This window comes from Vibrio sp. HI00D65 (assembly GCF_001635455.1).
Taxonomy (GTDB): Bacteria; Pseudomonadota; Gammaproteobacteria; order Enterobacterales; family Vibrionaceae; genus Vibrio.
This window is the reverse complement of the sequence record NZ_LWEH01000460.1, coordinates 1-25,233: the sequence shown is the minus strand read 5'-3', so window position 1 is coordinate 25,233 and position 25,233 is coordinate 1. Positions and strand designations below refer to the sequence as shown.

22 protein-coding genes, 2 pseudogenes and 1 riboswitch are annotated in these 25,233 nt (G+C 43.6%); of the genes and pseudogenes, 3 read left to right on the top strand and 21 right to left on the bottom strand.

All coding sequences use genetic code 11. The features are described 5' to 3' along the window. Window positions 1-131: 131 nt before the first annotated feature. Window positions 132-1,307 (bottom strand): MFS transporter, encoded by a 1,176-nt coding sequence (locus A3712_RS21995; protein WP_063525034.1) that lies wholly within the window; start codon window positions 1,305-1,307, stop codon window positions 132-134. Window positions 1,308-1,567: 260 nt separating this feature from the next. On the opposite strand from A3712_RS21995, the gene A3712_RS21990 reads away from it, so the two are divergent. Next, complete coding sequence (locus A3712_RS21990) at window positions 1,568-2,458, top strand: LysR family transcriptional regulator (RefSeq protein WP_063525033.1); 891 nt, start codon at window positions 1,568-1,570, stop codon at window positions 2,456-2,458. 72 nt (window positions 2,459-2,530) lie between these two features. On the opposite strand, the pseudogene A3712_RS27095 reads toward A3712_RS21990, so the two are convergent. The 5 genes and pseudogenes from A3712_RS27095 to A3712_RS21960 form a co-directional block, all read right to left on the bottom strand. Then, window positions 2,531-4,354: pseudogene (locus tag A3712_RS27095) on the bottom strand (ATP-binding protein); the annotation flags it as partial. Between the two features lie 363 nt (window positions 4,355-4,717). Next, window positions 4,718-5,482: an iron ABC transporter ATP-binding protein gene (locus A3712_RS21975; protein WP_063525030.1), complete on the bottom strand. Its 765-nt coding sequence runs from the start codon at window positions 5,480-5,482 to the stop codon at window positions 4,718-4,720. A gap of 12 nt (window positions 5,483-5,494) precedes the next feature. Further along, window positions 5,495-6,445, bottom strand: a complete 951-nt coding sequence (locus A3712_RS21970) for an iron chelate uptake ABC transporter family permease subunit (protein ID WP_063525029.1) — start codon at window positions 6,443-6,445, stop codon at window positions 5,495-5,497. After that, window positions 6,438-7,391, bottom strand: coding sequence for an ABC transporter permease (locus A3712_RS21965; RefSeq protein ID WP_063525028.1), 954 nt, complete (start codon window positions 7,389-7,391; stop codon window positions 6,438-6,440). Before A3712_RS21965 ends, A3712_RS21970 begins: the two co-directional genes overlap by 8 nt. A gap of 97 nt (window positions 7,392-7,488) precedes the next feature. Then, window positions 7,489-8,421: a siderophore ABC transporter substrate-binding protein gene (locus A3712_RS21960; protein WP_063525027.1), complete on the bottom strand. Its 933-nt coding sequence runs from the start codon at window positions 8,419-8,421 to the stop codon at window positions 7,489-7,491. Between the two features lie 924 nt (window positions 8,422-9,345). On the opposite strand from A3712_RS21960, the gene A3712_RS21955 reads away from it, so the two are divergent. Then, on the top strand, window positions 9,346-9,555 hold the full coding sequence (locus A3712_RS21955) for a hypothetical protein (protein ID WP_063525026.1): 210 nt from the start codon (window positions 9,346-9,348) through the stop codon (window positions 9,553-9,555). A gap of 303 nt (window positions 9,556-9,858) precedes the next feature. Here the strand turns inward: A3712_RS21955 and A3712_RS21950 are convergent, their stop codons facing one another. The 3 genes and pseudogenes from A3712_RS21950 to thiE form a co-directional block, all read right to left on the bottom strand. Continuing rightward, on the bottom strand, window positions 9,859-10,452 hold the full coding sequence (locus A3712_RS21950; RefSeq protein WP_063525025.1) for a hypothetical protein: 594 nt from the start codon (window positions 10,450-10,452) through the stop codon (window positions 9,859-9,861). Between the two features lie 307 nt (window positions 10,453-10,759). Further along, complete coding sequence (locus tag A3712_RS21945) at window positions 10,760-11,365, bottom strand: potassium channel family protein (RefSeq protein ID WP_063525024.1); 606 nt, start codon at window positions 11,363-11,365, stop codon at window positions 10,760-10,762. 161 nt (window positions 11,366-11,526) lie between these two features. Continuing rightward, window positions 11,527-12,158: pseudogene (gene thiE / locus A3712_RS21940) on the bottom strand (thiamine phosphate synthase). A 261-nt stretch (window positions 12,159-12,419) separates the two neighbouring features. Here thiE and A3712_RS21935 point away from each other — a divergent pair. Then, window positions 12,420-14,363 (top strand): methyl-accepting chemotaxis protein, encoded by a 1,944-nt coding sequence (locus A3712_RS21935; RefSeq protein WP_063525023.1) that lies wholly within the window; start codon window positions 12,420-12,422, stop codon window positions 14,361-14,363. Between the two features lie 137 nt (window positions 14,364-14,500). On the opposite strand, the gene thiM is transcribed toward A3712_RS21935, so the two are convergent. From thiM to A3712_RS21875, 12 genes are all read right to left on the bottom strand, one after another. Further along, window positions 14,501-15,274, bottom strand: a complete 774-nt coding sequence (gene thiM / locus A3712_RS21930) for a hydroxyethylthiazole kinase (protein WP_063525022.1) — start codon at window positions 15,272-15,274, stop codon at window positions 14,501-14,503. A gap of 28 nt (window positions 15,275-15,302) precedes the next feature. After that, window positions 15,303-15,983 carry a thiaminase II gene (gene tenA / locus A3712_RS21925; RefSeq protein WP_063525021.1) on the bottom strand — a complete coding sequence of 227 codons (681 nt, stop codon included), beginning with the start codon at window positions 15,981-15,983 and terminating at the stop codon, window positions 15,303-15,305. A gap of 8 nt (window positions 15,984-15,991) precedes the next feature. Then, window positions 15,992-16,948, bottom strand: a complete 957-nt coding sequence (locus tag A3712_RS21920; protein WP_063525020.1) for an ABC transporter substrate-binding protein — start codon at window positions 16,946-16,948, stop codon at window positions 15,992-15,994. 119 nt (window positions 16,949-17,067) lie between these two features. Next, window positions 17,068-17,883, bottom strand: a complete 816-nt coding sequence (locus A3712_RS21915; protein WP_063525019.1) for an ABC transporter permease — start codon at window positions 17,881-17,883, stop codon at window positions 17,068-17,070. Beyond that, window positions 17,876-18,640, bottom strand: a complete 765-nt coding sequence (locus tag A3712_RS21910; protein WP_063525018.1) for an ABC transporter ATP-binding protein — start codon at window positions 18,638-18,640, stop codon at window positions 17,876-17,878. The genes A3712_RS21915 and A3712_RS21910 overlap by 8 nt, the downstream gene beginning before the upstream one ends. Then, window positions 18,630-19,514, bottom strand: a complete 885-nt coding sequence (gene thiD / locus A3712_RS21905) for a bifunctional hydroxymethylpyrimidine kinase/phosphomethylpyrimidine kinase (protein WP_063525017.1) — start codon at window positions 19,512-19,514, stop codon at window positions 18,630-18,632. The genes A3712_RS21910 and thiD overlap by 11 nt, the downstream gene beginning before the upstream one ends. 98 nt (window positions 19,515-19,612) lie before the next feature. Next, a riboswitch (TPP riboswitch) is annotated at window positions 19,613-19,724 on the bottom strand. A 97-nt stretch (window positions 19,725-19,821) separates the two neighbouring features. Then, a complete protein-coding gene (locus tag A3712_RS21900; protein ID WP_063525016.1) occupies window positions 19,822-20,739 on the bottom strand; it encodes a DMT family transporter in 918 nt (305 codons plus the stop codon). Window positions 20,740-20,819: 80 nt separating this feature from the next. Beyond that, window positions 20,820-21,557: a helix-turn-helix domain-containing protein gene (locus tag A3712_RS21895; RefSeq protein WP_063525015.1), complete on the bottom strand. Its 738-nt coding sequence runs from the start codon at window positions 21,555-21,557 to the stop codon at window positions 20,820-20,822. Window positions 21,558-21,661: 104 nt separating this feature from the next. Then, the gene (locus A3712_RS21890) at window positions 21,662-22,051 is read right to left on the bottom strand and encodes a hypothetical protein (RefSeq protein ID WP_063525014.1); all 390 of its coding nucleotides are present in this window, start codon (window positions 22,049-22,051) and stop codon (window positions 21,662-21,664) included. A 228-nt stretch (window positions 22,052-22,279) separates the two neighbouring features. After that, window positions 22,280-22,531, bottom strand: coding sequence for a DUF2999 family protein (locus A3712_RS21885; RefSeq protein ID WP_004738856.1), 252 nt, complete (start codon window positions 22,529-22,531; stop codon window positions 22,280-22,282). Window positions 22,532-22,638: 107 nt separating this feature from the next. Beyond that, complete coding sequence (locus A3712_RS21880) at window positions 22,639-23,736, bottom strand: YdcF family protein (protein ID WP_063525013.1); 1,098 nt, start codon at window positions 23,734-23,736, stop codon at window positions 22,639-22,641. Between the two features lie 350 nt (window positions 23,737-24,086). After that, complete coding sequence (locus tag A3712_RS21875; protein ID WP_063525012.1) at window positions 24,087-25,058, bottom strand: hypothetical protein; 972 nt, start codon at window positions 25,056-25,058, stop codon at window positions 24,087-24,089. Between the last annotated feature and the right edge of the window lie 175 nt (window positions 25,059-25,233).

Here is a 25,233-nt window from a genome sequence, read left to right as displayed (position 1 = left end):
TTATTATTTAAGCCGTAAGCAAAAGCCCTACCGTCATTGGTAGGGCTTTTTATTTGTCTCGACTTCGAACAAGCTATCTATAGACGCTGCTCTAATGAGGGGGCTATCTCACCCAAACAGATGACAACTCGTCACACCGGCTGATTTTGAATACGTGATTTACGTGCGCTAAATGCAAATAATAAGATAACGGCTAGCACAAAAGGTAGTACGTAAATATTGAGGTTTTGCCAACCCACTGTCGATTCCAACCAACCAGAAAGCAACGCAGTCACTGTCACACAGCCAAATACAACAAACTCATTGAAAGCTTGCGCCTTCGCTTTGTTCTGGGGCCGATAAGATTGACTGAACAAACCAGTTGCCGCGATAAACATAAAGTTCCAGCCTACCCCGAGTAAAACCAGAGCTGCTCTAAAGTGCCAAATCGACTCACCATGGATATTGATAGCAATACAAAAAACAAACAGTATACCGCCAGCCAAAATCATCATTCTCGAACCAAATTTCTCGATGAGCGATCCAGTAAAGAATGCAGGGACAAACATACCCAATACGTGCCACTCAATCACCCCCGCCGCTTTGGTAAAGTCGAAACCACAGCCAATCATTGCCAATGGTGTAGCCGTCATCAGAATGTTCATCACCGCATAGGCGACCATTGCTGCAAAGACGGCTCCGACAAAATTCGGAGCCTTGACGATTGCACTCAAAGCGTCAGATTTTGGTGTCTGGTTGCTAAACGACACTTTAGGGAATTGAATGGTTTGTAAGATAACGAGTGCTAAAATGTTTAAGCCAATTAATGAGGCGAAAGCCCCAATGTACAGACCATCTTGCGACCATTGCTGAGACATAATCGCTAAGTTCGGCCCTAGTACCGCCGCAAGAACACCACCAGCCATTGAAATCGAGATTGCGCGGTGTCGTGCATTTTCTCCACACACTTCAATAGCTGCGAAACGATAAAGTGTTCCGAAACCAATACCGATACCTAGTAAAAAGGTCGCAAAACAAAATAAATAGAAGTTTTGTTGCAATAACGCGTAAGTTGCTAGACTCGCTCCCGTTATACCAACGAGATTACCGATACTAAAGCCTCGCTTTCGGCCTAACCTACCTGAGATCAAAGAAGCTGGAATAGTAGCAGCCATCAAGCCCAAAAACTGTAACGCGACTGGTAAGGTAATCATACTGGCACTGGGCGCAATCTGTTTTCCTATCAAGCCAATCACAGAAATCAATAAGATATTCCCTGTCATTAATAAAGCCTGACACAGTGACAGTAGCCAAACATTTCTATTCATCTTCGTTCCTAAATATGAGCGCGGCTGAGCACTAAACCAAATAACCAACAAAGTCTCAACACCTCGTTACAAAAAATGAAGCTCACCTGCTACCAATGTATTGCTTTAAAACCACCTCCTTTTGGATCTTCAACGATATCGAATAGACCTCTGCCTATATTTTCAATTCCTTCTGGATTTACAATTATCATTAACGGAGATAATAATTTTCTGTTATTCACTATCGCTGTTCCAAAAAACTTCGGTATTATGAGGCGAGTATGATTAATCCACTTTGGCTCAACACATTTAAGATTCTGGTAGACGTCGGCCATTTCACCCAAACGGCTGAAAAGCTGTACATGACTCAACCAGGAGTAAGCCAACACATCAAAAAACTTGAGCAAGCATGTGACTGTGAACTGCTCTCTCGAGAAAACAAGAGCTTCGAGCTGACCGAGCAAGGTCGGATTGTGTATCGCTATGCTCTCAAACTAGAGAAAGACCAAGAAGACCTTTTCGAATCGCTCAGTTTTGATAACCCTTACTCTGGGCAGTGTCACCTATCTTGTTCAGGTTCACTCTCCTTGCGCTTATATCCCAAGCTTCTTGAACTGCAGCAGCAACACCCTGACCTAAGCATTAATCTAGAGGCTGCTCCGAATAGAAAGATATTGAATGACTTGCTACAAGGCACGACCGATGTCGGCATCGTGAGACACTTACCAAACAACCGTTACTACCAAAGCCAAGTTATCGGCAAAGAAGCCTTGTGCCTTATCGTCCATCATCGACATGCCGATCTTGAAATAACACCGAAAACGCTGCACGAAATTGGGCTGATAGCTCACCCAGATTCTGCGCATTACCTCTCTTTGTATTTTGACTTGTGTGGTGATAACGAGCTCGCGAACATCAATATTAATGAGATACCGAAATCAGGCTACATCAACCAACTTCATCAGATACTGCTGCCCGTATCAAAAGGGTTAGGTTTTACCGTATTACCGGCAGGTGCCGTGGAACATTTTGCTGAAAGAGATAAGTTGCACGTCGTGCCGCCAAAAAAAGAAGTTGAGGAAATGCTGTACTTGGTTCAAAAGCGAAACCGCAAGCTCCCTCACCGATACAATACCGTGATTGATTTAATCAAACAGAATATCAGCAATTAAGTTAGTGCGAAGATCAAAAAGCCTTTAACCACGATAGTTAAAGGCTTTCATTGCCAGGAAAAGGTCCTAATGCTACTGTTGTAAAACTCTGAGCACCTCGGAGGCACCTTCAAAATCGTAACTCTCTAGCAATCTCTGAATCTCTTTTAAAGCACTCGAATCAGGGTGTTCAATGAGTAACTCCGAAACGTATTGCGTCGCATCGTTATCGTAAGCCTCGAGAAGAGACAACAGCTTAGTGATTTGCTCAGTAGCAACCTCAGAATAGTCCGAAGTATCATCTGCACCTTTATCAGCCGTGGCTGCGCATGGTTTGCCAAAATCACGCTCGACCGCTTCAATCAACACCTCCGGCACGATGTATTTAGAGATCAAAGACGTCGCTTTATCAATGATGATCGGCTTGTCCAAGAAGTCTGTTACGCCTGCGTCTCTTGCTCTTTGTTTCGCATCGCTAAACACATTGGCCGACATCGCAACAATAGGCACTGTATTATTAAATTCTCGGATCAGTCTTGTGACCTCAAACCCATCCATGATTGGCATCTGTAGATCCATAAAGATCATGTCGTAGTCGTTGCTCTTGGCTAATGCCAGTGCCTCTTTGCCATTTTCAGCAAGGTCGGCGTCTAACTTAGAGCGACTAAAAAAGGCTAACGCAAGATCTTGGTTAAGTTCATTATCCTCCACCAGCAGTATCTTCTGGCCTTTGAATTCTATCTGATAATCCAGTTGTAACTCTTGAGCTTTGAATTGAGCTAACTCTCCCTTGGTCGTTCGAGCACAGGTTACGACAAAAGAAAACTCACTGCCTTGCCCAAACTCACTCTCTACCGTAATGTGGCTGCCCATTGCATTCACGAGCTTCTGGCTGATATTAAGCCCTAAGCCTGTGCCACCAAATCGACGTGTCGTTGTGGTATCTGCTTTGCTAAATGCTTGAAATAGCCTGTGAAGCTTGTCATCAGAAATGCCTATTCCGGTATCCGCAACGCAAACCTTCATCGTCAATTCACGCTCGTTTGAGTCAACAATATCGACCGTCAAAGAAACACTGCCTTTTTCCGTAAACTTAATCGCGTTGCCAATAAGGTTAAGTATCACTTGGAACAACCTGAGTGGGTCACCGAGTAAAGGCGTATTGAGTTCTGGGTCAATCGACATCGATAAGTTAAGCTGTTTTTCATCCGCTTTCGACTCCATCAAATCGAACACATCTTTAAAAGTCGTCGAGGCATTAAATGGAATATTATCGATAAACAACTGACCCGCTTCTATCTTAGACAGGTCTAAAATATCGTTGATGATGCTTAAGAGAGTGCTCTGGGCGGTGCACTTTTTCGATATAGTTGCGAGCTGTAGGGTTAGATATTTCCCCAATCGCTAGATAAGACAAGCAAATAATTTAGTCACATGAAAGGTTGGTGACAAGTAAAAGTCCAGCCACCCGATAATCCCAATGTCTCGGTGACCATATGAATCAATGAGATAGTTTAAGACATCAACCGTATCGATCATTCCATCCAGGCTCTGATCATCAAGTAGATTCAGGCCCTCAGCGGTTGAGTCAAAAAATACCCACTCGACGTTTGGATACTTCTCTAGTATTCCCTTAGTGTTGGCCGCATTTTTTAGGATACCGATTTTCGACCCGGTCGCTTCTTCAAGTACTAAGCCGCTCACCTCATGTCTTGATGAAAGTGCCAAGCGGCTCGAGAATAGGCGATTTGCCGCTTTGACATTCTCTCCCAAGGAGCGATTTTCTTGCGCCGCAGAGACAAGCTCTACCTCTTGATGGTCAACCAAGCTTCGAGTTTCAGACAGATTCGCCACATCAACATGCTCAATATTCAAACCGGTTTTCTGCTCGATGAGTTTTAGGTAATCATCAATCATACCTATGTACTCGCCAGTACTAGAGAGTGCCTCATACGGAAGTGAATTAGGATCGATACCGATTCGCACCGTTGAATTTTTTTAAGCCACTCCCTCTCCTCTCCGCTTAAATTTAAGATCTCGCCCGTCAAGTTATTGGCTTGATATATCAGCAATGTATCGTTTAGGGGGTTCACCAAACGAATTAAACTGCTCTATATCGGGAAAATATGTATAGTTTCGTGCTTGAGATTGAGTGTCGAAATAAAAGGTCATGGAACCCGAGTTAGTAATGCCACCTTTAGTATGGTAACTAGCAACTTGGGTTACTTATCTAAAAAAGAGCCCCTCATATGAGAGCACTTTTCGCTTGCTATAGACTGATTAACGACCTGAGTAGTACATACAAACTCGGACGCCATCGAACTCACGAATCTCAAATGGGATTTCGTAGATTGACTCCATCACTGATTTTTCTACCACCTCAGAAACCTTACCAGACTTCACTACTTGGCCTTTTTTCATCGCTACGATGTTGTCTGAATAGCAAGAAGCAAAGTTGATGTCGTGAATCACAATAACGATCGCTTTATTGAACTCATGTGCCAAGCGACGAAGCGTCTGCATGATCTCAACAGAGTGCTTGATATCTAGGTTATTAAGTGGCTCGTCCAAGAAAACATAGTCTGTATCTTGTGCAACAACCATCGCGATGAATGCCATTTGACGCTGACCACCACTTAGCTCATCAAGGTATTTATTTTGAATATCAGTAATACCTAAATGTTCTAATGCTGTATCAACAATCTTATTGTCCTCGTCTTTCAAGCGACCTTGAGAATGCGGAAAACGGCCAAAGCAAACCAATTCGCGAATCGTAAATCGCATATTGATGTTGTTTGACTGTCTGAGTACCGCCAGGTGCTTTGCTAGCTCTTTGGTGTCCCACTCAGCAAGCATCTTGTCGCCAATAAGCACTTCACCGGCATCACTCTCTGTTAGACGGCTAGCCATTGAAAGCAGTGTACTTTTACCCGCACCGTTTGGGCCAATAATAGAAGTCACTTCCCCTTTTGGGAACATAGCGCTTGCATCATCAACAACCAGTGATTTGCCATACTTCTTACTTAAACCTGTTAATTTAATCACTACTTACTACCTTTACTGGATTCTGGTGCGTAACAACAAGAACATAAAATACAAACCGCCGACCAAGTTAATGATCACACTGACTGTGGTTTCAAACGCCATCACTTTTTCAATGAACCATTGACCCGACACAAGCAGAACCACCGCTAATAAGCTACTGGCGAGAATAAGTACGCGGTGTTGATACGAGCTAAATATCTGGCGCGTTAAGCTGACCGTGATTAAGCCGAAGAAAAGCACAGGGCCAACCAGAGCAGTTGATACCGCGACCATTACTGACACAATCACCAGAACCATCTGAGTTAATCGCTTGGTATTCACACCTAAACTTGTTGCGTTATCGACGCCCAACCATAGAACATCCAACTTTGGAGCCGACACCCAGAGCCCAAGCAAACACAAACCTAACGGAAAAATACTCAGGTAAACCAACTCGCTTTTCACATTGTTGAAACTCGCAAACATAACGTTCTGCAGTACCGCGAACTCGTTAGGGTCAATCAACATCGCTAAGAAATTCGATAAGCTCGAGAACACGCTGCCACACACAATACCAATTAACAGCAGAGTAAATACGTTGTTACGCTTGCTCTTAAAGTAAAAATGGAACAGAGCAAACGAGAATAAAATCATCACAGATACAGACAAACCGAAGTTTGTAATGGAATCAATCACCCAAAAGCTTGTGCCACCAAAAACAAATAACAACGACGTTTGAACCAACATGTACAAGCTATCAAAACCCAATATTGAAGGTGTGAGAATGCGGTTGATGGTAATGGTTTGGAAGACCATTGACGACGCAGCAATCGCCACAGCCGCTAGTACGATGGATAACAGCTTAGGCATTCTTAGTGACAAGAAAAATTCATAGTTATCCCAGGTTAGCCCCTGCCCTACAAAAACGGCTGTCATACACAAAGACGCGATAGCCAGAATCGCGATTTTTACTGAATCACGCATTCGACTTGTCTCTCATGATTAGGTAAATAAAAATCAAGCCACCGAAGATGCTGATCACCATCGAGATTGGAATTTCATAAGGGAAAATGACAACTCGAGCTAACAAGTCACAAGCCAGCACCAAGATCACACCCCAGTAAGCTGTCCAAGGCAGGATTCGCTTCATGTTGTCACCCATCATCAGCGAGACAATGTTTGGAACGATAAGGCCAAGAAATGGGATGACGCCAACGATCATTACTACTGAAGACGCACATATCGCCACCAAAACAACACCAATGAACACGATCTTCTGGTAGTTCAAGCCGATGTTCTTTGCAAAACTCTCACCGATACTCGCTGCGCTGAACTGACTCGCGAAGTAGCAAGCCAGCATACAAGCTGGAACGGCAAGATACAGGATTTCATAGCTGCCTTGTAATACGCTTGCAAAGTTCGCCATGGTCCATGCAGACATGGTTTGTACTAAATCGTACTTGTAAGCAATAAACGTTGTCAGTGCTGAAACCACGTTGCCATACATGATACCAATCAAAGGCACTAGTACCGCATTCTTGAACTTAAGATGCTGTAAGAAACGAACCAACAACATGCTGCCAAACACAGCAAATGCGAAGATGAAGCCGAGGTAGCTCCATTGAGCCGCGTTACCCAATACAAGAATACCAACGATGTAGCCCAACATGGCACAGTCAATCGTGCCCATCGTAGACGGTGCTGCGAACTTATTCTGCACAATCTGCTGCATGATTAAGCCTGAGACACTTAGACCGGCGCCAGCGAGCACAATGGCAAGCAAACGAGGGATTCGAATCACGATATAAATAGAGTTGGCGTGTTGGTTGCCGTTAAAGAAGTCACTAAAACTGATTTCAGCGACTCCTATCATCAATGACGCAACGCATAACACGACAAGAAATACAGCGGCTGCAATGGGTTTCAACATAGAAATAATACTAAAGGTAGGTCTCGGGTAGCCCGCATAAAAAGTGAAAAAGGGCTTATAAGAACGTTTCTTATAAGCCCGAAAAACTCGTTAAAAATTACTGTTGAATGGTACGTTCAATGTCACCCAACATTCTGTGGATTGCAGTAACACCACCACCAGCTAGGTACCATGCACTTGAATCAAGGTAAACAATGTTACCTTGTTGTGCTGCTGGAGTTGCCGCTACCAATGGGTTATCAAACAGTTGAGGTGCTCGACCTTCAGAGCGGCCAATCGCTTTTTCACGATCTAGGATGTAAAGCACTTCAGGTTTTGCGTCTGCAATGTATTCAAAAGAGATAAGGTTACCGTGCGTACCTTTGATTGGTGCGACTGTCGCACTCTTTGACTCAACGTAGCCGAAATCGTCAAAGATAATAGAGAAGCGGCTGCCTTTGTTGAACATCGCAATATTGTTACCGTTGTTCATTAGCATCATCGCCGTCGTTTCACCCGAGGTTACTTTGTCATTCACAGCAGTGATTGAACCTTGAGTCTCTTTGATGATCGCTTCAACTTCGGCCTGCTTGCCGAATAACTCACCCAGTGAACGCCAGTTTTGCTTTACATCAGCCCAGTACTTATCACCTTCAATAGAGAACATGATCGTTGGTGCAATTTGAGCCAACTTGTCGTAAACCTTAAGCATCCGGTTTTCCGCAATGATTACGTCTGGCTTCAACATGTAGATAGCTTCGAAATCAGGTTCTCTTAACGAGCCAGTGTTTTTCGTTGTTTCTTTGTATGACTCAAGATAGTCAGGCATTAGGCTGTGAGGTGCACCAACTGGCTTTACACCAATTTTATCAAGTACATCCAAGCTACCAAAACCAAGAACAACAACTCGTTGTGGTACTTCAGTAAACTGCGCGGTGCCCTTTACGTGTTCAATCGTGACAGTTTCCGCATGAGCGGTCATAAGCGATGATGCAAGAACGATAGCAAGCCCGCTCACTAACTGGCGAACTGATTTGATTGTTTTCTTCATGTTTCTTCCTTTGCCATTGAGACAAACCACCACTCATGACAATGAAAGTCAGAATACTCATAGTTGAGTAAGGGTCGTACACAACTGCTAAATAACGATAATTTAAAGTTTGTCATTGATTTGACTACAAACTTGTAACGCAAGTGAGAATTATTATCAATAATATTTGCAATAATTTAGTTGCACTACAACTTTCTTATTCAGAAACGTTAAAGTGATTATTCATATATTGCTAGATCGCTATCTAAAACACGTATATCGACGCAGCGTTCGAAAGCTGGATAGATCTCATTTAAGAAAAATGGAGCAGGATTTGGAATAACGGAGTTTTAAACAAGCAACATAATCAAGGACTCGTAGCATGAGGCCTTGGAATTTACAATGTAAAACTCTTATATGACAGCAACTTAGTTATCACCGATAGTAAAAAACACCGCAAAGCATAACAAGAGAACTTTTGTTCAGAAAACATGATCAGTGACACAGCACTAAGAAGAGTAACCTCCCAATGACTCTCCCTTTGCGGCTAAATAACGATGATATTTCAATCAAAATTATTTTTAGATTTCATAAAAAATGGGGTTGTAATTTAAAAAACTAGGCGTATAGTTCTTCGTCTGGCTCTAATCTATAGAGCTGTTAATGCTAAAGTAAGTCCAAGTTCCACAAAGACAGTTCTCGATACCTCGTTACACCATCTCTGCGTCAGCTTTCACCTAGATAATCATTCAATAGCTTTTAAATTCGATCCTAACTACCGATCTATCGTTATTCGCTTTCTTATCTGCGAACTCAGATTAGATCGTTCACTTAAATACAAATGTAATAAACAAAAGGCAAAGTTATGTCACGAAGAACAACAAGACAAATCCATTGGTACCAACTCTCACGCGAGAAATCAGTCAACAAACTAAAAGGTAGTAAATGCTCAAGATCAAAATAGACTTACACAAAGAACAACTTTCATGGGTCGCCGAGATTAGACAGCTCAATAGCGATATACTTCACCGCCACATATTGCCACAGCTACAACACAACAGTTATCTCATAGACTTTGAATTTAACGAAAGAGACAGCACCGGAACTATCATTTCGCGCAACGGAAACACCCTAGGACATTTCACAATCCTATAGCTTTCCCCTAAAGCAACAGAAAGAAACACCGTTAGTCCCACAGATGTCACCCTCAATTTGCTCTAGCATAATAAAATAGAGTAGAACTGGAACAGAATAGAAACCTAGCCCTTTTTGCATTTCACTCGCGGCTTACGCTAGCTAGGTTATCGTGTTTTCATTGAATTGACGCTTGTATGAAAAAGCGTAGAGGTTTGAAAGCGTTATCTTGAATAATCGCTTCTGATGAAAGCCAGTTTCTATTTCAACGAGCTCTTCTTGAAATCAATTAAGATTGAACCTTGAATCACCAATGACACATTATCATTTCGTTAACGGCATAGACCTTAGCTTTTGATCAAGCGTATATAGATGTTCTGCAGCTTGCATGTGTTGAGGGTAATCGCTGAACTTATCGCGATTTTCCTCAGTCATCTTACATGTTTCGTCCACTAGCATTAACTTCCAGTACAGCTTTGTGGTGTGCAGCATAGCCAATAAAGGTTTGAATACTTCTTTTTCATAGGCCTGAATTAACTCTTCAATCAACTCTTCACGCTCGTCTTCACTTGAGATCGAGGCATTAGTCGCTTCTAATACCTTTTGATACTTTGGATTTAACTTCAGCTTGTCCATCACGCTTTGATTGTCTTTAGCTAACTCAATCAACTTTAATCGAATGATATTCACCCAATTCGTTTGGCTAATCACGCCCTCATCAACATTTGAAAAGTCTTCACGAATTTGGCGTTCAATGTCTTTCTGAGCGTTTTTTAAAACAGTGCGTACTTTTTGAAAAGGTAGCTGAAACTCCTTACTTAGCTCGATGATCAGTTTATGAAAACCACCATTTGGAAGGTGTAAGTTTTCCTTAAACGTCGCCATTGCAGCTTCTTGCTGCTCTCTAAGGTGGGTCATTCTCTTTCCTTTTCTGTATAACTTCGGTGCAGGCTCAAGATCATAACATTATTAGTCGCTATTTTTCGGCTAGTTCAAACGTTAATACCTTATTTCTATCATTCCTTTCTCATTCGACTACTTTTCAAACCAAATGGCATCAAAGAAGGCCAAATCGTGACTTACTACATAGATGGTCAGCTGGTATCGCAAACAACGATTACGGAACTAGAAAAAATACAAGCAACTGCTTCATAAGACTTGATCAACGAGCAGCATTAAAAAGCCCGGTGTTACTGAGCAATTACCGGGCTTTTTTGTATAAGCTCTAATCTGAATGAGACTGTGCTAACCAAATACTGACTAAACTCGCCACCATAATCGCTAAATAGAAGCTGCCGATGATAGATCCCATAAATGCAAAGAACTGAGCAACAGGCAAGGCTGGAGAAATATCTCCATAGCCTACCGTTGTAAGAGTAATAAAGCTGAAATACATCGCATTAAACAAGTTAGTTAGCCAAAATTGCTCTTGTAAGCCACAAAGTGCGTTAGGAAAGATCTCGAGAATCAACAAGTAGATAGTCGACCACGCAAAGCCCAACAATAAATAAATACAGATAGAGCCAATGATGTGATTGGGCGTGACCGTTTTCGCTTGCATCACTTGCCTTAAAGCGGAGTAGATATGCGAAAACAGAAACATGGTAAGTGCCGTTAGCGTCACTATCGACAAAATGTAGCCTTCTAGGAAGGAGAAAACACCAGACACCGATGTAGTAATCAGCAGCAAACCATACCAAGAGCGATGCAACGACCGCTCTTCATGAATGCAGACAATCGAAACCGCCAAGGTAATAATGATCAAGAATAGAATCGTCTTTTGGCTTTGAGGATAAAACTGCTGCATCACCGCGCAACCAAAAAACAACATCAATAGTGCGTAAAATAGGTTGGTATGCAGCAGTCGCTTTGATGATCATCGGCACTGTTGCCCTGTGTATTCAGTAAGATAGGTCCTATCTCCAGCTGAAAATCCTTTGAGCGCTTTCATACGCGCTAACTAGAAAACAAATGACTCGCTTCATTTGTTTTCTAATCGCTACAAACCCACTCTCCCATCAGATTTAGCAAGTCTTGCGTCGCCTTTTTAGGGTCTTCAGCGTGACAGATTGCAGATACTAGCGCTAAGCCGTGAATACCTGTTTCAACCAACTGTGGGATATTAGATTCGTTGATGCCACCAATCCCGACTATCGGTAACTTGGTTGTTTCCAACGCCAACTTAACGCCTTCGTAACCCCAATACTTTTTCAGATTTTTTTTTGTCTGAGTCTCAAACAGTGCGCTGAGACCAATGTAATCAATCGGCAAGTCATCAGCTTCTTGTAACTGCTGCTCAGTCTCAATTGATAAACCAAGAATCTTATCTGAACCAATCAGCTTGCGGGCTATGGTTGCAGGCATATCCGATTGCCCTAAATGCAAACCATCGGCATCCACAGCTAATGCTACATCAACTCGATCATTAATGATTAATGGCACACCTGTTCCATCTAAAACTGATTTAACGGCTTCTGCACGCTCGATGAAGGCTCTCACATCTCCGTGTTTCTCTCTTACTTGAACCATAGTAACGCCACCAGCGACCGCTTTTTCAACCACAAACTTAAGCGTTTCTAAATCTGTTGGTCGTCAGTAACCAAGTAGAGCTTGTAAGGGTTCATACCGTTCCTTTTAAATCGATTTCTATCATTGATGTTCTGCTATTTTACCGACAAATCGCCTGCTATGCATGGGAGTTAATAATAAAATCTCTGCGTTACACGAACAGGCCAAATACGCAACTCGTTGAAAGCATATCGAAAAATCTGAACTTTTTAACCAAAGCGTTACTTATTACACAAACTATTCACTTTGAGCATGCCCGATACACAGTTTTATGGAATACTCCAAAATGAAGGAATCAGGTAAATATAGGGATAGTTATGCGCCACCTTTCTATAGCGCTTAAGATCAAGCTGGGGTTTGCCATCTGCTTGCTCTTTTTCGTCGTTTCAGGCCTTGTGAGTTACAAAGGCATTCAAACCTTGTCAAACGGCTTTAGCGAGTACAGCGAACTCAGCCATAAAGCGACTCAATCTGGCAACATTCAAGTGCACTTTCTTCAGATGCGTTTAGCCTCTGAACGTTACTTAGAGTCATTGAATGAGCAATATGAAGCGAATTATCAATCGAGCAAATTGGCGATCGATGATCTGCTCAATAACTTAATCGAAAACACTACTAATACCAATAGCCTAACAAGCTTACAACTGGTTCAAGACAGTGTTGCCGCCTTTGATACTGCCTATGGCTCAATGAAGCAGAGCCAGCGAATGATCGACCAACTAGTGAATGTTGAGATGGTCAAAAGAGAGACTAACGCGCTAAAAGCCGCACAGAGCTTATTGTATGAGTCATACAATAACAACGATCCAAATGCGAGCTTGTACGCGGGTATGCTCATGGAGAACTTTCTCGCAGCTAAGATCGCGGTTATTAGCTACTCGAACAACAACGACGTCAAAACCTACGAAACGGGTAAAGACATCTTTGAATATGCTCTGCCAGGTATTGAGGGTGATATTGAGTCTCTGAAGTCCTCCCCTTACCAAAGCGAACTGATTGAAGACTTCTCTAACCAGCGTGAAGCCTATGCGAAAGGCTTTGAACAAGTTCACCAACAGACGCTGGAGAACACTCAAAGAACCGCAACCCTATCCTCGATTGGTGATAGCTTAGCGATCGCGGTGGCTGATGCTCAGAGCATTCTAGAACAGCAGAAACAGGCGCTAACACCAGAGCTGCAAGACAGTGAAACGCGCTCAATTCAAATCATCATCTTACTAACGGGGGTGGCGTTAGTTATCGGCATGACAAGCGCTGTGTTAGTGACTCGCTCAATCACCAAAGGTATTGCACAGGTTAAACAGATCACCAATGAGCTTTCTCAAGGCAACCTAAATGTTGAAGTAGACATTGAGAGTAAGAACGAGATTGGCGAACTGCTTACTAACATGGAGATCACCATTGAATCTCTGCGTGATATCGTAAGCCAAGTGAACCGATCTAGTGTGCGTATTGGTGAAATGTCTGCATCACTCAATCAAGTAACCAACAACAGCTCGACCAATGCAACGCAGTTGAACTGCGAGATGATGAACATCTCAACCGCAGTCGACCAACTGGCTTCAAGTACATCTGAAATTGCTTCAAGTGCTAACCACGCTTCTCAAGTTGCCAACCAAGCAACCGAAAACGTCGCGATGGGCCTCAAAGAAGTAGACAAAACACTGCATGAAATTGGCAGCGCCGATGAAAGCATGCAGGTCAGCAGCCAGAAAGTGACCGACCTCCATAAAGAGTCGATGAACATTGGTGCAATACTGGAAGTAATCAAAGGCGTATCAGAGCAGACTAACCTTCTCGCGCTGAATGCCGCGATTGAAGCTGCTCGCGCAGGTGAACAAGGTCGCGGATTTGCCGTAGTAGCGGATGAGGTAAGAACGCTCGCTAAGCGTACTCAAGATTCTGCTAGCCAGATTGATGAACTTATCACCTCGCTACAGCGTGGTGCTAAAGATGCGTTAGAGTCGATCAAAGAGAGCCACAGTACTGTTTCAGATGCTTCCACGCAGGCGCAGCAAGCTTCTCAGAACTTACATGTGATAAATCAACACATCCAAGACCTGAACCAAGCCAACAGCCAAATCGCAGTGTCGGTTGATGAGCAGGATCGCCTTACCAAATCACTGGGTGAAAATGCGCAAGGTGCGAATACCATCGCGCAAAGTAACCAAGAGTCAGTCAGCAGCATTTCAGGTGCAGCTAGCGACTTAACCGAGGTAGCTCATCACCTAGAGAACCAAGTGAACCGATTTAGAACCTAGTCAGCCAGTCTATACACGGCTGGTACAGTTCCAAACCAATAATAAAAAGCCCCCAAAACATAAGTGTCGGGGGGCTTTTCTATAACTAAAGCGTTTTAAGTGAGGCTTCTTATTGATTGCTTAGACGTAGATGAACCCTACTTAATCTTCAAACGTTGAAGCAGAGTCTCTTCGTCCAACTGATACAGCTCATCAAGCAGGTTCATTTGCAAGCTACCTGGGCCGCGGGAGTTCTCAGCAGCAATTTCACCAACCACGCCCAATACCGCCGCCGCAGCCAGACCGCTTTCATCACCAATAGCAGCAAATGCACCAGTCAGTGCGGTTAAAGTACAACCCATGCCCGTCACATACGGCATCATTTGGTGTCCATTGTTTAACGTCACCATGCTGTCTTTGGTGACAACGTAATCCGTCTCACCTGAAATCACCACATTTGCTCCGTATTCAGCCACTAAGCATTGTGCAGCATCACTGCTATCAAGCGCATCCACACCTTTGTTCTGCGCTTGCTCACCCGCTAATGCGATAATCTCAGACGCGTTACCACGAATGATTAACTTATCCGCTAAACGTGCGATTTGACGAGAAGTCTCGGTACGCAGCATGCTTGCACCACAACCTACAGGGTCAAGCACCACGACCTTGTTGTTCGCGTTAGCTTGTTCAACCGCGAAGTACATTCTTGGCGTCCAGACACTGTCGAGCGTGCCAATGTTGATCACCAAAGCGCCAGAGAATGACATCATCTGAGCCAATTCTTGCTGCGAATGCGCCATGAGAGGTGAAGCACCAAGCGCTAGCAGAGCATTGGCTGTGTTATTCATCACCACGTAGTTAGTAATATTCACAACCAGCGGCTTTTGCTCCCGTACTGCGCGCAGCGATTGAATGATTTGTTCAGTTAGCATGGATTAGTCCTTATTCGTAAGAGTCGCTTTAAGTCGTTGGTGAGTCATTAAGTGCATTCAAACCTTGCTGCCAGAAAGCCACTTCCATACGCGTTGCGGTTTTGAATATATGCAAGATGTTCTGACCGCGCTCGCTGTTAATATCAATTTCAGCCAGTAGCTGATTGAAATACTCAGCGCCCGTTGCCACGCCAGACTGGAACTCTTCACCACCGTAAAGCTGTAACCAGCTTGCGTATGGGTTACCTTCTAAAACAGTATCCGTGCTTTCTAATAGCGCTTTACCAATGACGGCATAACCAATTGAACACGGAGCCAGTGCCGCATAAAGATCAACAAGATCCCCCGTCATACCCGCGTCTAAAACGTAGCGCGTGTAAGCGACGGTGCCGAAATCTTCTGGTTCGTTTTCTAAATCAGATTCTGTTAAACCCCACTGACCACAGTAAGTCACGTGGTGTGAAATTTCAGAATCTAGTAAAGCATGGACGCTTGGCAATGCACGGCGCATATCAGCCAAGGTTTTAGCCTTGTATATTGCTAACGCGTACGCGCGGGCGTACTGCTTCAAAAACAGAAAATCTTGCTTCAGGTAATGCAGAAAACACGGCTGAGCCAATGTGCCGTTCGCCAGCGTTTTCACAAAATCATGCTCGGTGTAGTCTTGCCAATCTTGCTGGCATGCTTGAATTAAGTCTTGATATTTCATGAGATTCCTTAGTCAAAAGCCGGTACGTAATCAGCAGCTTTTGGTAGTGATTTGATAATGCCTTTGTCGAACATGAACTGCGCGTAATCATCGTAACGCTTCATATCTACTGCAGAAGGGCGAAGTGCAAAACGAGTCAATGTGTCGTTCCATGCACGTTGGTTTAGCTCGTTGTTTAACGTATCTGGCGAATACGCCACAAACTCACTCCAAGAGTCTTGCGGGTGGTTCACAATGTAAGTCGTTGCTTGCTCAAGTGCTTTGTTGAATGCTTTGATTGCTTCGTCGTCGTGTTTCTTTGCGTTCGCCACAAAGATCAACTCGTCGTAAGCTGGTACACCGTGCTCTTCTGGGAAGAATGCTTTGGCTTTAAAGCCTTCAAGGGCTAGTTGATTCGTTTCGAAGTTACGTAAGCCACCCCAGATTGCGTCTACTTTGCCTGATGCCAGTGAAGACGACAGTGCCCAACCCACATTAATGGTTTGAACATCGGTAAACTCAACGTTTTCCTGAGCCAGCATGGTGCCGATCGTCGCTTCTTCATTACCCGCAATCTCGATACCGATCTTTTTGCCTTTCAGGTCCGCTAACGAATCGTTCTTGCCGTTATCCAGCACCATCAACGTGTTCAGTGGTGTGGCGATTAGGGTTGATGCACGAACCAAAGGCAAGCCTGCAGCGACATCCATAGTTAAACTTGGTTGATAGGTGACGGCGAGATCGACCTTGCCTGCTGCAACGAGTTTTGCTGGCGTGCTTGGGTCAGCTGGCTCTTGGATTTCAATCTCTAGTCCCTGATCCGCAAAGTAACCACGTTCTTGAGCAATCACAATTGGGCCATGGTTCGGGTTTACAAACCAATCCAACATCAGTGTCAGTTTCTTGTGTTCAGAATCCGCAAATGCATGACCTGAAACTAGCGAAGCAAACAGTGCCACTGCACCTACCAATTTTGTGTTTTTCATAGTTAACCTTTCCTTTTGAATATTATTATTGTATTTGTCGATCTAATTTCTAACGAGGTTTGTTTAGATAAATAGCCTTGAGCGAAGCTTTATTAAACATAGAGTTACTGAGCTCGCCATCACTGGTTCTCCCAAGGGATAGCTTTTTTGATTAATTTATCTGTGATGAAGTAGAGCGAGATAGAGAGCACCGCCAAGATAAACAAGGCCGCGAACATCTCATCAATGATCATGCGCGCATTGGCTTGCAGCATTAGGTAGCCTAGCCCTTCACTCGAACCCACCCACTCACCAACAACCGCGCCAATTGGTGCAATAACCACAGCCACACGAATACCTGACGCCAATGTTGGCAGAGCAGCAGGAAGTTGAATGTGGCGCAGCAGTTGCCATTTCGATGCACCCATCGTGTTAGCGAGATCAAGATACCCAGTCGGAGTATTTCGCAGGCCGTCATAACAACAGGTAGTCACTGGGAAGAATATAATGATCGCAGCCATCACTACTTTTGAGGCGATACCATAGCCAAGCCACAACATCAGTACTGGCGCAATCGCAAATACAGGGATCGCTTGGCTAGCAATCAAGATCGGCAACAGCCAACGTTTCAATGGCTCAAACATCAACATCTGCAGAGCGAAAAACAGCCCCATCGTCAGACCTAGTAATAGCCCTAGTAAGATCTCTTGTGCGGTTACCAAGGTGTGTTTAAGCAACACGTCGTAACGTTCAATCAGCTTGAGGAAGACTTCAGCAGGCTCTGGCAGAATGAAGCTTGGCATTTCGAAAACAACGACCACAAGTTGCCATAAGCCGAGAATCACAATACTGCTGATTAGCAAACGCGTGACGGGATTCATCTGACTTAAACGTTCAGTGCTAGTCTGTACGTTCGTTGGCTGAGTGAGAGCTTCACTTCGCGTTAGATCATTCATAATCACGCTCCAACTGATCTAAGATGGCTTGTTGCAACTCGGCACACTCACCATCTAGCACTCGTGGCGTTGACGTGTGAGGCACAGATAAAGAGTGCGCACTCGCAGGTGCACCTTGTAACACATACAAGTTATCCGCCAAACGCACCGCTTCTTGCGGATCATGGGTGATCAACACAACGGTTTTATCTCTCAACAGTTCACACGCTAAAGTCTGTAACTTGTGTCTTGTTACTGCATCCAGCGCAGAGAAGGGTTCATCCATCAACACAACTGGCTTGTCTTGCATCAAGGTTCGAGCCAAAGCAACACGCTGGCGCATACCACCAGACAACTGATCCGGCATAGTATCCGCGTAATCGGCCAAACCAACTGAAGCGAGTAACACGAACGCTCGGTTCTTTTGCTCTGCGTTTTGATGCTTGTGAGTAGTGTTTAGGAAGCGATGGCTCAGGCATACATTGTCGATAACCGATAGCCATGGCAGTAATAAATCTTGCTGTGCCATGTAAGCGATACGATCGGATAAAGGCAGTTCATCAGACGTTGCCAATGTGCCCTGCCACTCCACCTTGTTTCCCAACAAACCTGCCAAATAACGCAATACCGTAGTTTTCCCACAACCACTTCGCCCAAGCAGCACTGTCCACTTGCCTCCGCTTAAGTTAAGTGACAGTCCCGACAGGGTCGCGTGCTCGCTATCTCGGTAACGCAACGTCGCATTGCTAAGTTGAACGCCAACCGTATTAACGGACATTACCGTGCCCAGCAAAAAAGTGATTTACCGGGCCATGACCTTGACCGACGTTCAACTCGTCAGCATGGGCAATCGCGCGTGAAATGTATTGTTTACCAAGGTCGACAGCCTCTGGGAGCGTATTACCTTGAGCCAAGAAAGAAGCAATAGCAGAAGAGAGCGTGCAGCCCGTGCCATGAGTGTTTTTGGTAGGAAAACGCTTCGCGCTAATCACAGCAGATGTGGTTGGTAGAATCAGTAAGTCATTGCTGTTTTCATCTTTCTCTAGATGACCACCTTTAAGCAGAACGGCTTTAGCACCTAAAGCGCGCAGGTCTTCAATCATATCCTGCATTTTAGCTTCGCTTTCAGGAACGGCCTTTCCTGTCAGTGCAGCGCCTTCTGGCAAATTAGGTGTAATAATGTCGGCGAGCGGAATCAGCTCTTGTTTTAGCGTGTTGATAGCCGAGTTTTCTAGAAGAAGGTCGCCACTTGTCGCGACCATTACAGGATCAATCACTAAGTGTTTTGGCTGGTATTGTTTGATTTTGTCTGCAACGGCCTTGATGATTTGCGAATCCGCCAACATACCAACTTTTACCGCCACGATATTCAGATCGGTGAACACCGCATCTAACTGGCTGGCGACATGTTCGAGTGGAATTGGGAAAATGGCCGACACGCATTGGGTATTCTGAGAGGTAATCGCAGTAATCACCGAACAAGCGAAGCTACCTGTTGCAGACATGGCTTTAATATCCGCTTGAATACCTGCGCCGCCGCCACTATCAGAACCTGCAATGGTTAAAACAATCGGAGTATTGACCACCGAAGATTGGTTGTGTGGTGTTTGAGTCTTTTTAAGTGGCGCTTGAGTGTTGGAATGCTGCGTCATGGTCGCTCCTACTATCTAAAAGACGTAAGAGAACCGAGCTTTGGCCGTAAAGAGTGTGTGGAAATAAAACCAATGAGAGATCATTGTTAGACCACATAGACAAAGTCATCATAGTTCCCTACGTCAGTGTTAACTGAATCAGGTTCAACGGGTCTCGAATAACGATCTCAGCAAATACCAATTAAGGTAGATGCCCCCCGACTATTGATAACGATAGTAACAGCACTCTCGCAACTGAGATACTCATTTTATTCATTTATAAGATACAAGCATGAATAAAATTCAATTTAGGCTTGTTAACAAGCACTTAGTTTCTCTGATTATTTGGTTGTGATTGAATAAATAAGCACATTACAATCAAAAACATACCTATCCAACCGATAAAAGGTATGCGCTCCCCCACAATCCAGACAGCCAATACGGCGGCAACAACTGGCTCAAGCAAAGTAATCAAATTCGCACTACTTGCCGTGACATGTCTTAACCCGAAACTGAACGCGATATAACCCAAACATTGAGGAAGTAACACCAAGTAACTCACCACGAATATATTAGTACTTGAAGCTAATAGGTTGTCACCAGTGAAGCATAACGTTGGTAATAACAACATTGCACCTAAACCAAATATGCTGCCCATCGCCGCTTGTGACTTGATGCCTTCGTCTATTAGCGCTTTTGTCGCCCACGAATAAATGGCGTAACACAATCCAGCAACTAACCCCAACCCAATACCCAAAAGCTTCAGGTCATCATTAGGTTCGCTCACCAATGACGACTCTGAAAATACCAGTAATCCAATGCCAACCACGCCAATGGCAAAGCTCGTTAGCCAACGTTTATTAATATTATTATCTTTGCTAATAAGACACTCTAAAAGTGCAGAAAAGAACGGAGCAGTAGCTATCGACACCACCGTTCCCATTGCGACACCCGATAATTTCATCGAAGAGTAAAAAGCCAGAGGATAGATCGCCAAAGCCAATGCACTCCCTGCTAACAGCTTTTTGTTGTGTAAAAGCTTATCAAATGAAGATAAGATCTTTCGATACGCCAAGGCCGCCTGCATTAAGCCACCAACACCCATTGAAAATGCGCCAATCGCTAGTGGGCTGAGATCAGGCGCAAAGCTTGCAGCTGTACCTGTCGTACCCCACAAAACAGAAGCAAACACGATGGCTAAAGTGCCCGTTTGAAATTCGTTAACGCGATTGATGGCGAGATTCATATCTATTACCTAATCTATTTTTATTTCTGAAATAGATAATAGTGAACATACGTCAATTTTAGTTTGCCAAAAGGACGCTATTATTGTTTTGAAAGACTCTCTTTCATCGAGCCTAAAAACGCCCTTGGAGACATGCCAAAGTGCAGAGAGAAGCGTCGACTGAATGCAGACAAGTCGCTATACCCCACCTTTTCTGCGACCAATTGAACGGGTAAATCGGTATGGCTTAGCAAGGCTTGTGCTTTCTCCATGCGATAGCGAGTGATGTACTTAAGCGCACTGATTCCAATACACTCTTTAAAGCGCTTCTTGAATTGAGTGGGACTCAGACAAGCCGTTTCTGCAAGCTGAGAAATAGAGAGAGGCTGGGCGTAATTATCCGCAATGAGCCTTTGGACCACACGAATACGAGGGTCGATACTCTTGCTTACTTCTTGTTGCTCTAATAGGAGTGAAAACACATCCAAGATAGATGATTCAATACCACTATCCACTTGGTATTCCAACTGCTTTTCCACGAACAGCAAAAAGCTCATTAAAGGTGGCGTAATCGTGAAAACCGAAAGCTCATGATCTAACAAGTGCTGCGGTAACTCCATCATATCCGCAACAATAAACCGTGCCGCTTCATCCGCCTTAAACGCATGGGCTGTAGTGACTGGAATTACCACACATTCACCAACAGCGACCTTTCCAACATATCCAACCATTTCAATACTAATATTCCCTTGAATAGGCAGTACCAGTTGATGGTAACCATCATGGGCATGAGTATTAAATTGCTTGGTGTAAGATCGAATGCTTAGGCTAGATTTCATGAACAACGCTGACGTTAACTAGGTGAGTGGAAGTAATATAGACTACGTTATATTATCAACTTCCAATAGTCACACCTTGAGCCAATCAACAGCGTACAAGGAGATTATTCGATTACACGAATTTCAATAGCAAATATGCCATGAATTGGAATCATCTCTTTGTATTCGTGAAAGCTGTAGAGAAGCTCAACGCCCTCATCAATTGAATCACTCAAATTAGATAACACTCCTAGCCCCTCCGCCATTAATAACGCTCTTGGGTCAGGATAGTTTCTTACGCCTAGTACTTCGACAGTCATTGCATTTGGTTGAATCACGTCTAAACCAACAAACGGTGGACCTGATATCACTTGAAAAACAATATGGTCTCCTTTATTGAGCTGGTCATATTGAATTGCCTCATAACTGTTATTTGTTCTTATCTCAACACGCTTCGCGCCACTCTTTATTGCGTCTAGCGGTCGTTGGTAGATTTCCAGCTTGTAAGAATTCATAAGCCCTCTTTTCTAATTCTTTTTTAGTGTTGATTACCATAACTCAAGTAAGCACAGCCGTTACTTTCTATTGAGCTTAGTTCACATGAGTACAGAGCTCAAAAGTCAAAAAAGCCGCTTAAGTATTGCTACTCAAACGGCTTTTTAACTCAAGTCTGATTGGCATGGCTAAGAGTTGTTAACCTAAATGGCGATCGCCCATTAACTAAATTGCCCCTCCACACTCAATTATTTTTGAAGTTGCTCTTTAGCGGCTTCAACCTTAGAAAAATCTAGGCCAAGTTCTTCAACGGCTTCTTTGATTAGCGCAGGGTTTTGCATTACCTGACCCATAAGCATTTGAAGCTTGTCTTGTGGTAAACCAAGTTGGCTGATCGTCGCCATTGCTGCAAGAGGGTTTTCAGTCAACGTTTGGAATAGCTCGCTGATCTGTGCATCGCTAATATTGTTCTCTTTCAACATTGCTAGAATCGGGTTCATCTTTTTACCTTTGAAACACTAAATAAAATAGGAGCACAGCATACCATCTAGCTGTTCTCGATTGTACTCGCAACTTATACTTTGACTACTGTGAAGTAAAGCTAAACTTAGCGAGACTCTAACGGGTAAGAGCGGTAACTCCACATACCATAGGTACGAAGAGCGTCACGATAGATACCTAGTAGCTCACCATCACTCGCTTTCTTAAGCTCTGAAAGTGGCTTATCAGGGTAAGAAACCGTATCGAAAGTAATACTCTGAGGCCCTGTTTGCCAACTTGCCACTTCAAACAGAGTTTGACCACGGCGAACGTGACTTGCTGAGCTAATAATCGTCGCGTGTTTAATGTTGTGGCGAGCTAACGCATAACTACTGAATAAGGCATTGCCGACCGTGCTAGTCGCATAGTTTTCTTCAATGATGCGATCTTTGCTTACCCCTTTCTCGATAAGCCAGTCCGCCATCAACTTACCTTCAGTCTTGTGGTTCTTCGGCACGCCACCAGTTAACACGATGATCGCATCCGGATTCGCTTTAGCCATAGCTAGAGTTGTCTCAAGACGCTCAATCAAGATTTGGTGCATTGAGCCGTCTGGATTCAGCGCGTAACCTAGAGTAACGATAGCTCCGTGATCATCCAGCAAACCTTTGTCAGCAGATTCTTTAAGCGGTGTTTCTAACACGCGATCAACCGTCGCAAAAATGCGTTTAATATCTTCAGCCTTACCTTCGTTCAGGCTTCCTAGCTTCTCCATGTGCTTATTGGATTCACTTTCATTGCCTTCAAATCGCTGCCAAACCGCAAGGTAAGCGTGAAGATCAACATCGTCTGGTGCAACCGATAGCGCTTGTTCAAACAGCTCAATCGCGCGCTCTGCATTTTTGTTGTAGATCTGAGCGTTCGCTGCCGAGATCAGCAAGTCGGTACGGTAGGGTTCTAGTTGGTATGCCTCTAGCAGTCGGTTGGTCACAATTTCCATGTTACTTGGCATTTTTGCCGTGAAACCGGCGTGAGAAATTCTCGCCGGAGACTTAAACGCTTGCAACGCATCAAGAAGCAGTTGATCGACAACTTGTCGTTTCGTCACTAGCTGCGCGTAATCGGCAGAAGCTTGAACTGCGCCATCGTTAGCAGCAAACGAAAATGGGGTTACGCCAAAGGCCAGCATGCCACCAAGAGCGAGGGCGATAATGTTCTTTTTCATGGGAGATCCTGTGTCGAAAAGTATTCACGTCAGATTTTCTGCCTAATGTAAGCAGCTGGGACAAAAAAACTGTGAACTATCCCAAAATATCTGCAGGTGATATTCATTTGTTACATAAGGTATGACTGCAGATCACGATTTTGAAAATATCAGTAAGCGTGCTTGCTGATAAAATTGCAGTTTGAAAAAACTAAGCGAACCTTGCTTCCCTCAAACTACAGAATAACTCGTATACTATGGCATCAATTCAAGAACAGAATTTCAAACAAAAGAACCTCCAACATAGAGGTCCTTTTCCTGTCTCTCTTAATATGTTTAGAGAAAATCTCGTGTAATACCGTATAAAAAAGTTACACAGCAAGAAGTGCTTTGATGTTACCGGAAAGGTTTAGCCTCCAGTAATCCCCATCGCTCTTTAGTATAATAGTTTCATACTGTGTAGTAACTCGGTCGCCGAACTGCTCTTTTTTCTCGACTGTAATATACTTTTGGCCTTGGTAATCAAACTCATTAATTACACTGAACGAAGATAAGCGAGCGATATTAGAACCTTGAGCGATCTTGCGAATATTCAGGAAAGTATTCATAAAGTCTTTATCATCCATAACTGCGATATCTTCTCTAGTACCTCCGGAACCGAAAGCAATATTCACGATATCAAGAACGTTCTGATTTCCGTTTTGAAGACCTTCCATGATGATTGATTTGAGGTCTCTAATGATATCCGTATGATAGAAACTTGCTGACTGGTTAAAACCGACCTTAGTTATGAAATCAAAATACTGCTCAACAAACTCGACAGGATCTTGAGACAAAGATAAATCCCCTTCAACCACAACATCGACATTTTCAATCAATGCGAACACTGAGCTATAAGGGGTAAAGTCGATACGTTTATCAGCCAACCAATTCTTGTACACCCAAGAGGATTCGTCCATACAATGCTGCGAAACTTCTTCCAAAGAGACTCTGTCACCTATAGTGGTGTTATGCGCTTTTTCACCTTTAGCGTTTGTCGCGTATGTATAAACCAAAACACCAGATTGCGGATAACGCGCCTCTCTATCTATCTCACTAAAGGTAGTACTAATACACACTCTATCGATGCTACTAAGCGCTATTGGTAACAAGGCACTAGCTTCAGACCTCTGTGCCAAATACCCCTCACTAAAGTCGAAAAAGTCAAAATTGGGTGCTTCATACAGGTTAGGTTCTTCGGTCAGAGTTGGGAACCCGTGCTTTGTGTTAGGGCTAACCGTGTATGATTCACTCGCAGCGGTCGATGAAATTAATAACATTAGTAGTGGTGTGATATTCTTCATTGTTTACTCCCTTCATATTTTTGGCGAGAATATCTTTTATCCTGATAAAAATTTCAACCAGCTATATCATAAATTAAAGAATAAATAATCCATCTGTGATTACAATCAACTATACAGGAATAATAAAATACATTTAAAACACTAAATATACAAAACATTATAAGCTATAGTTTTA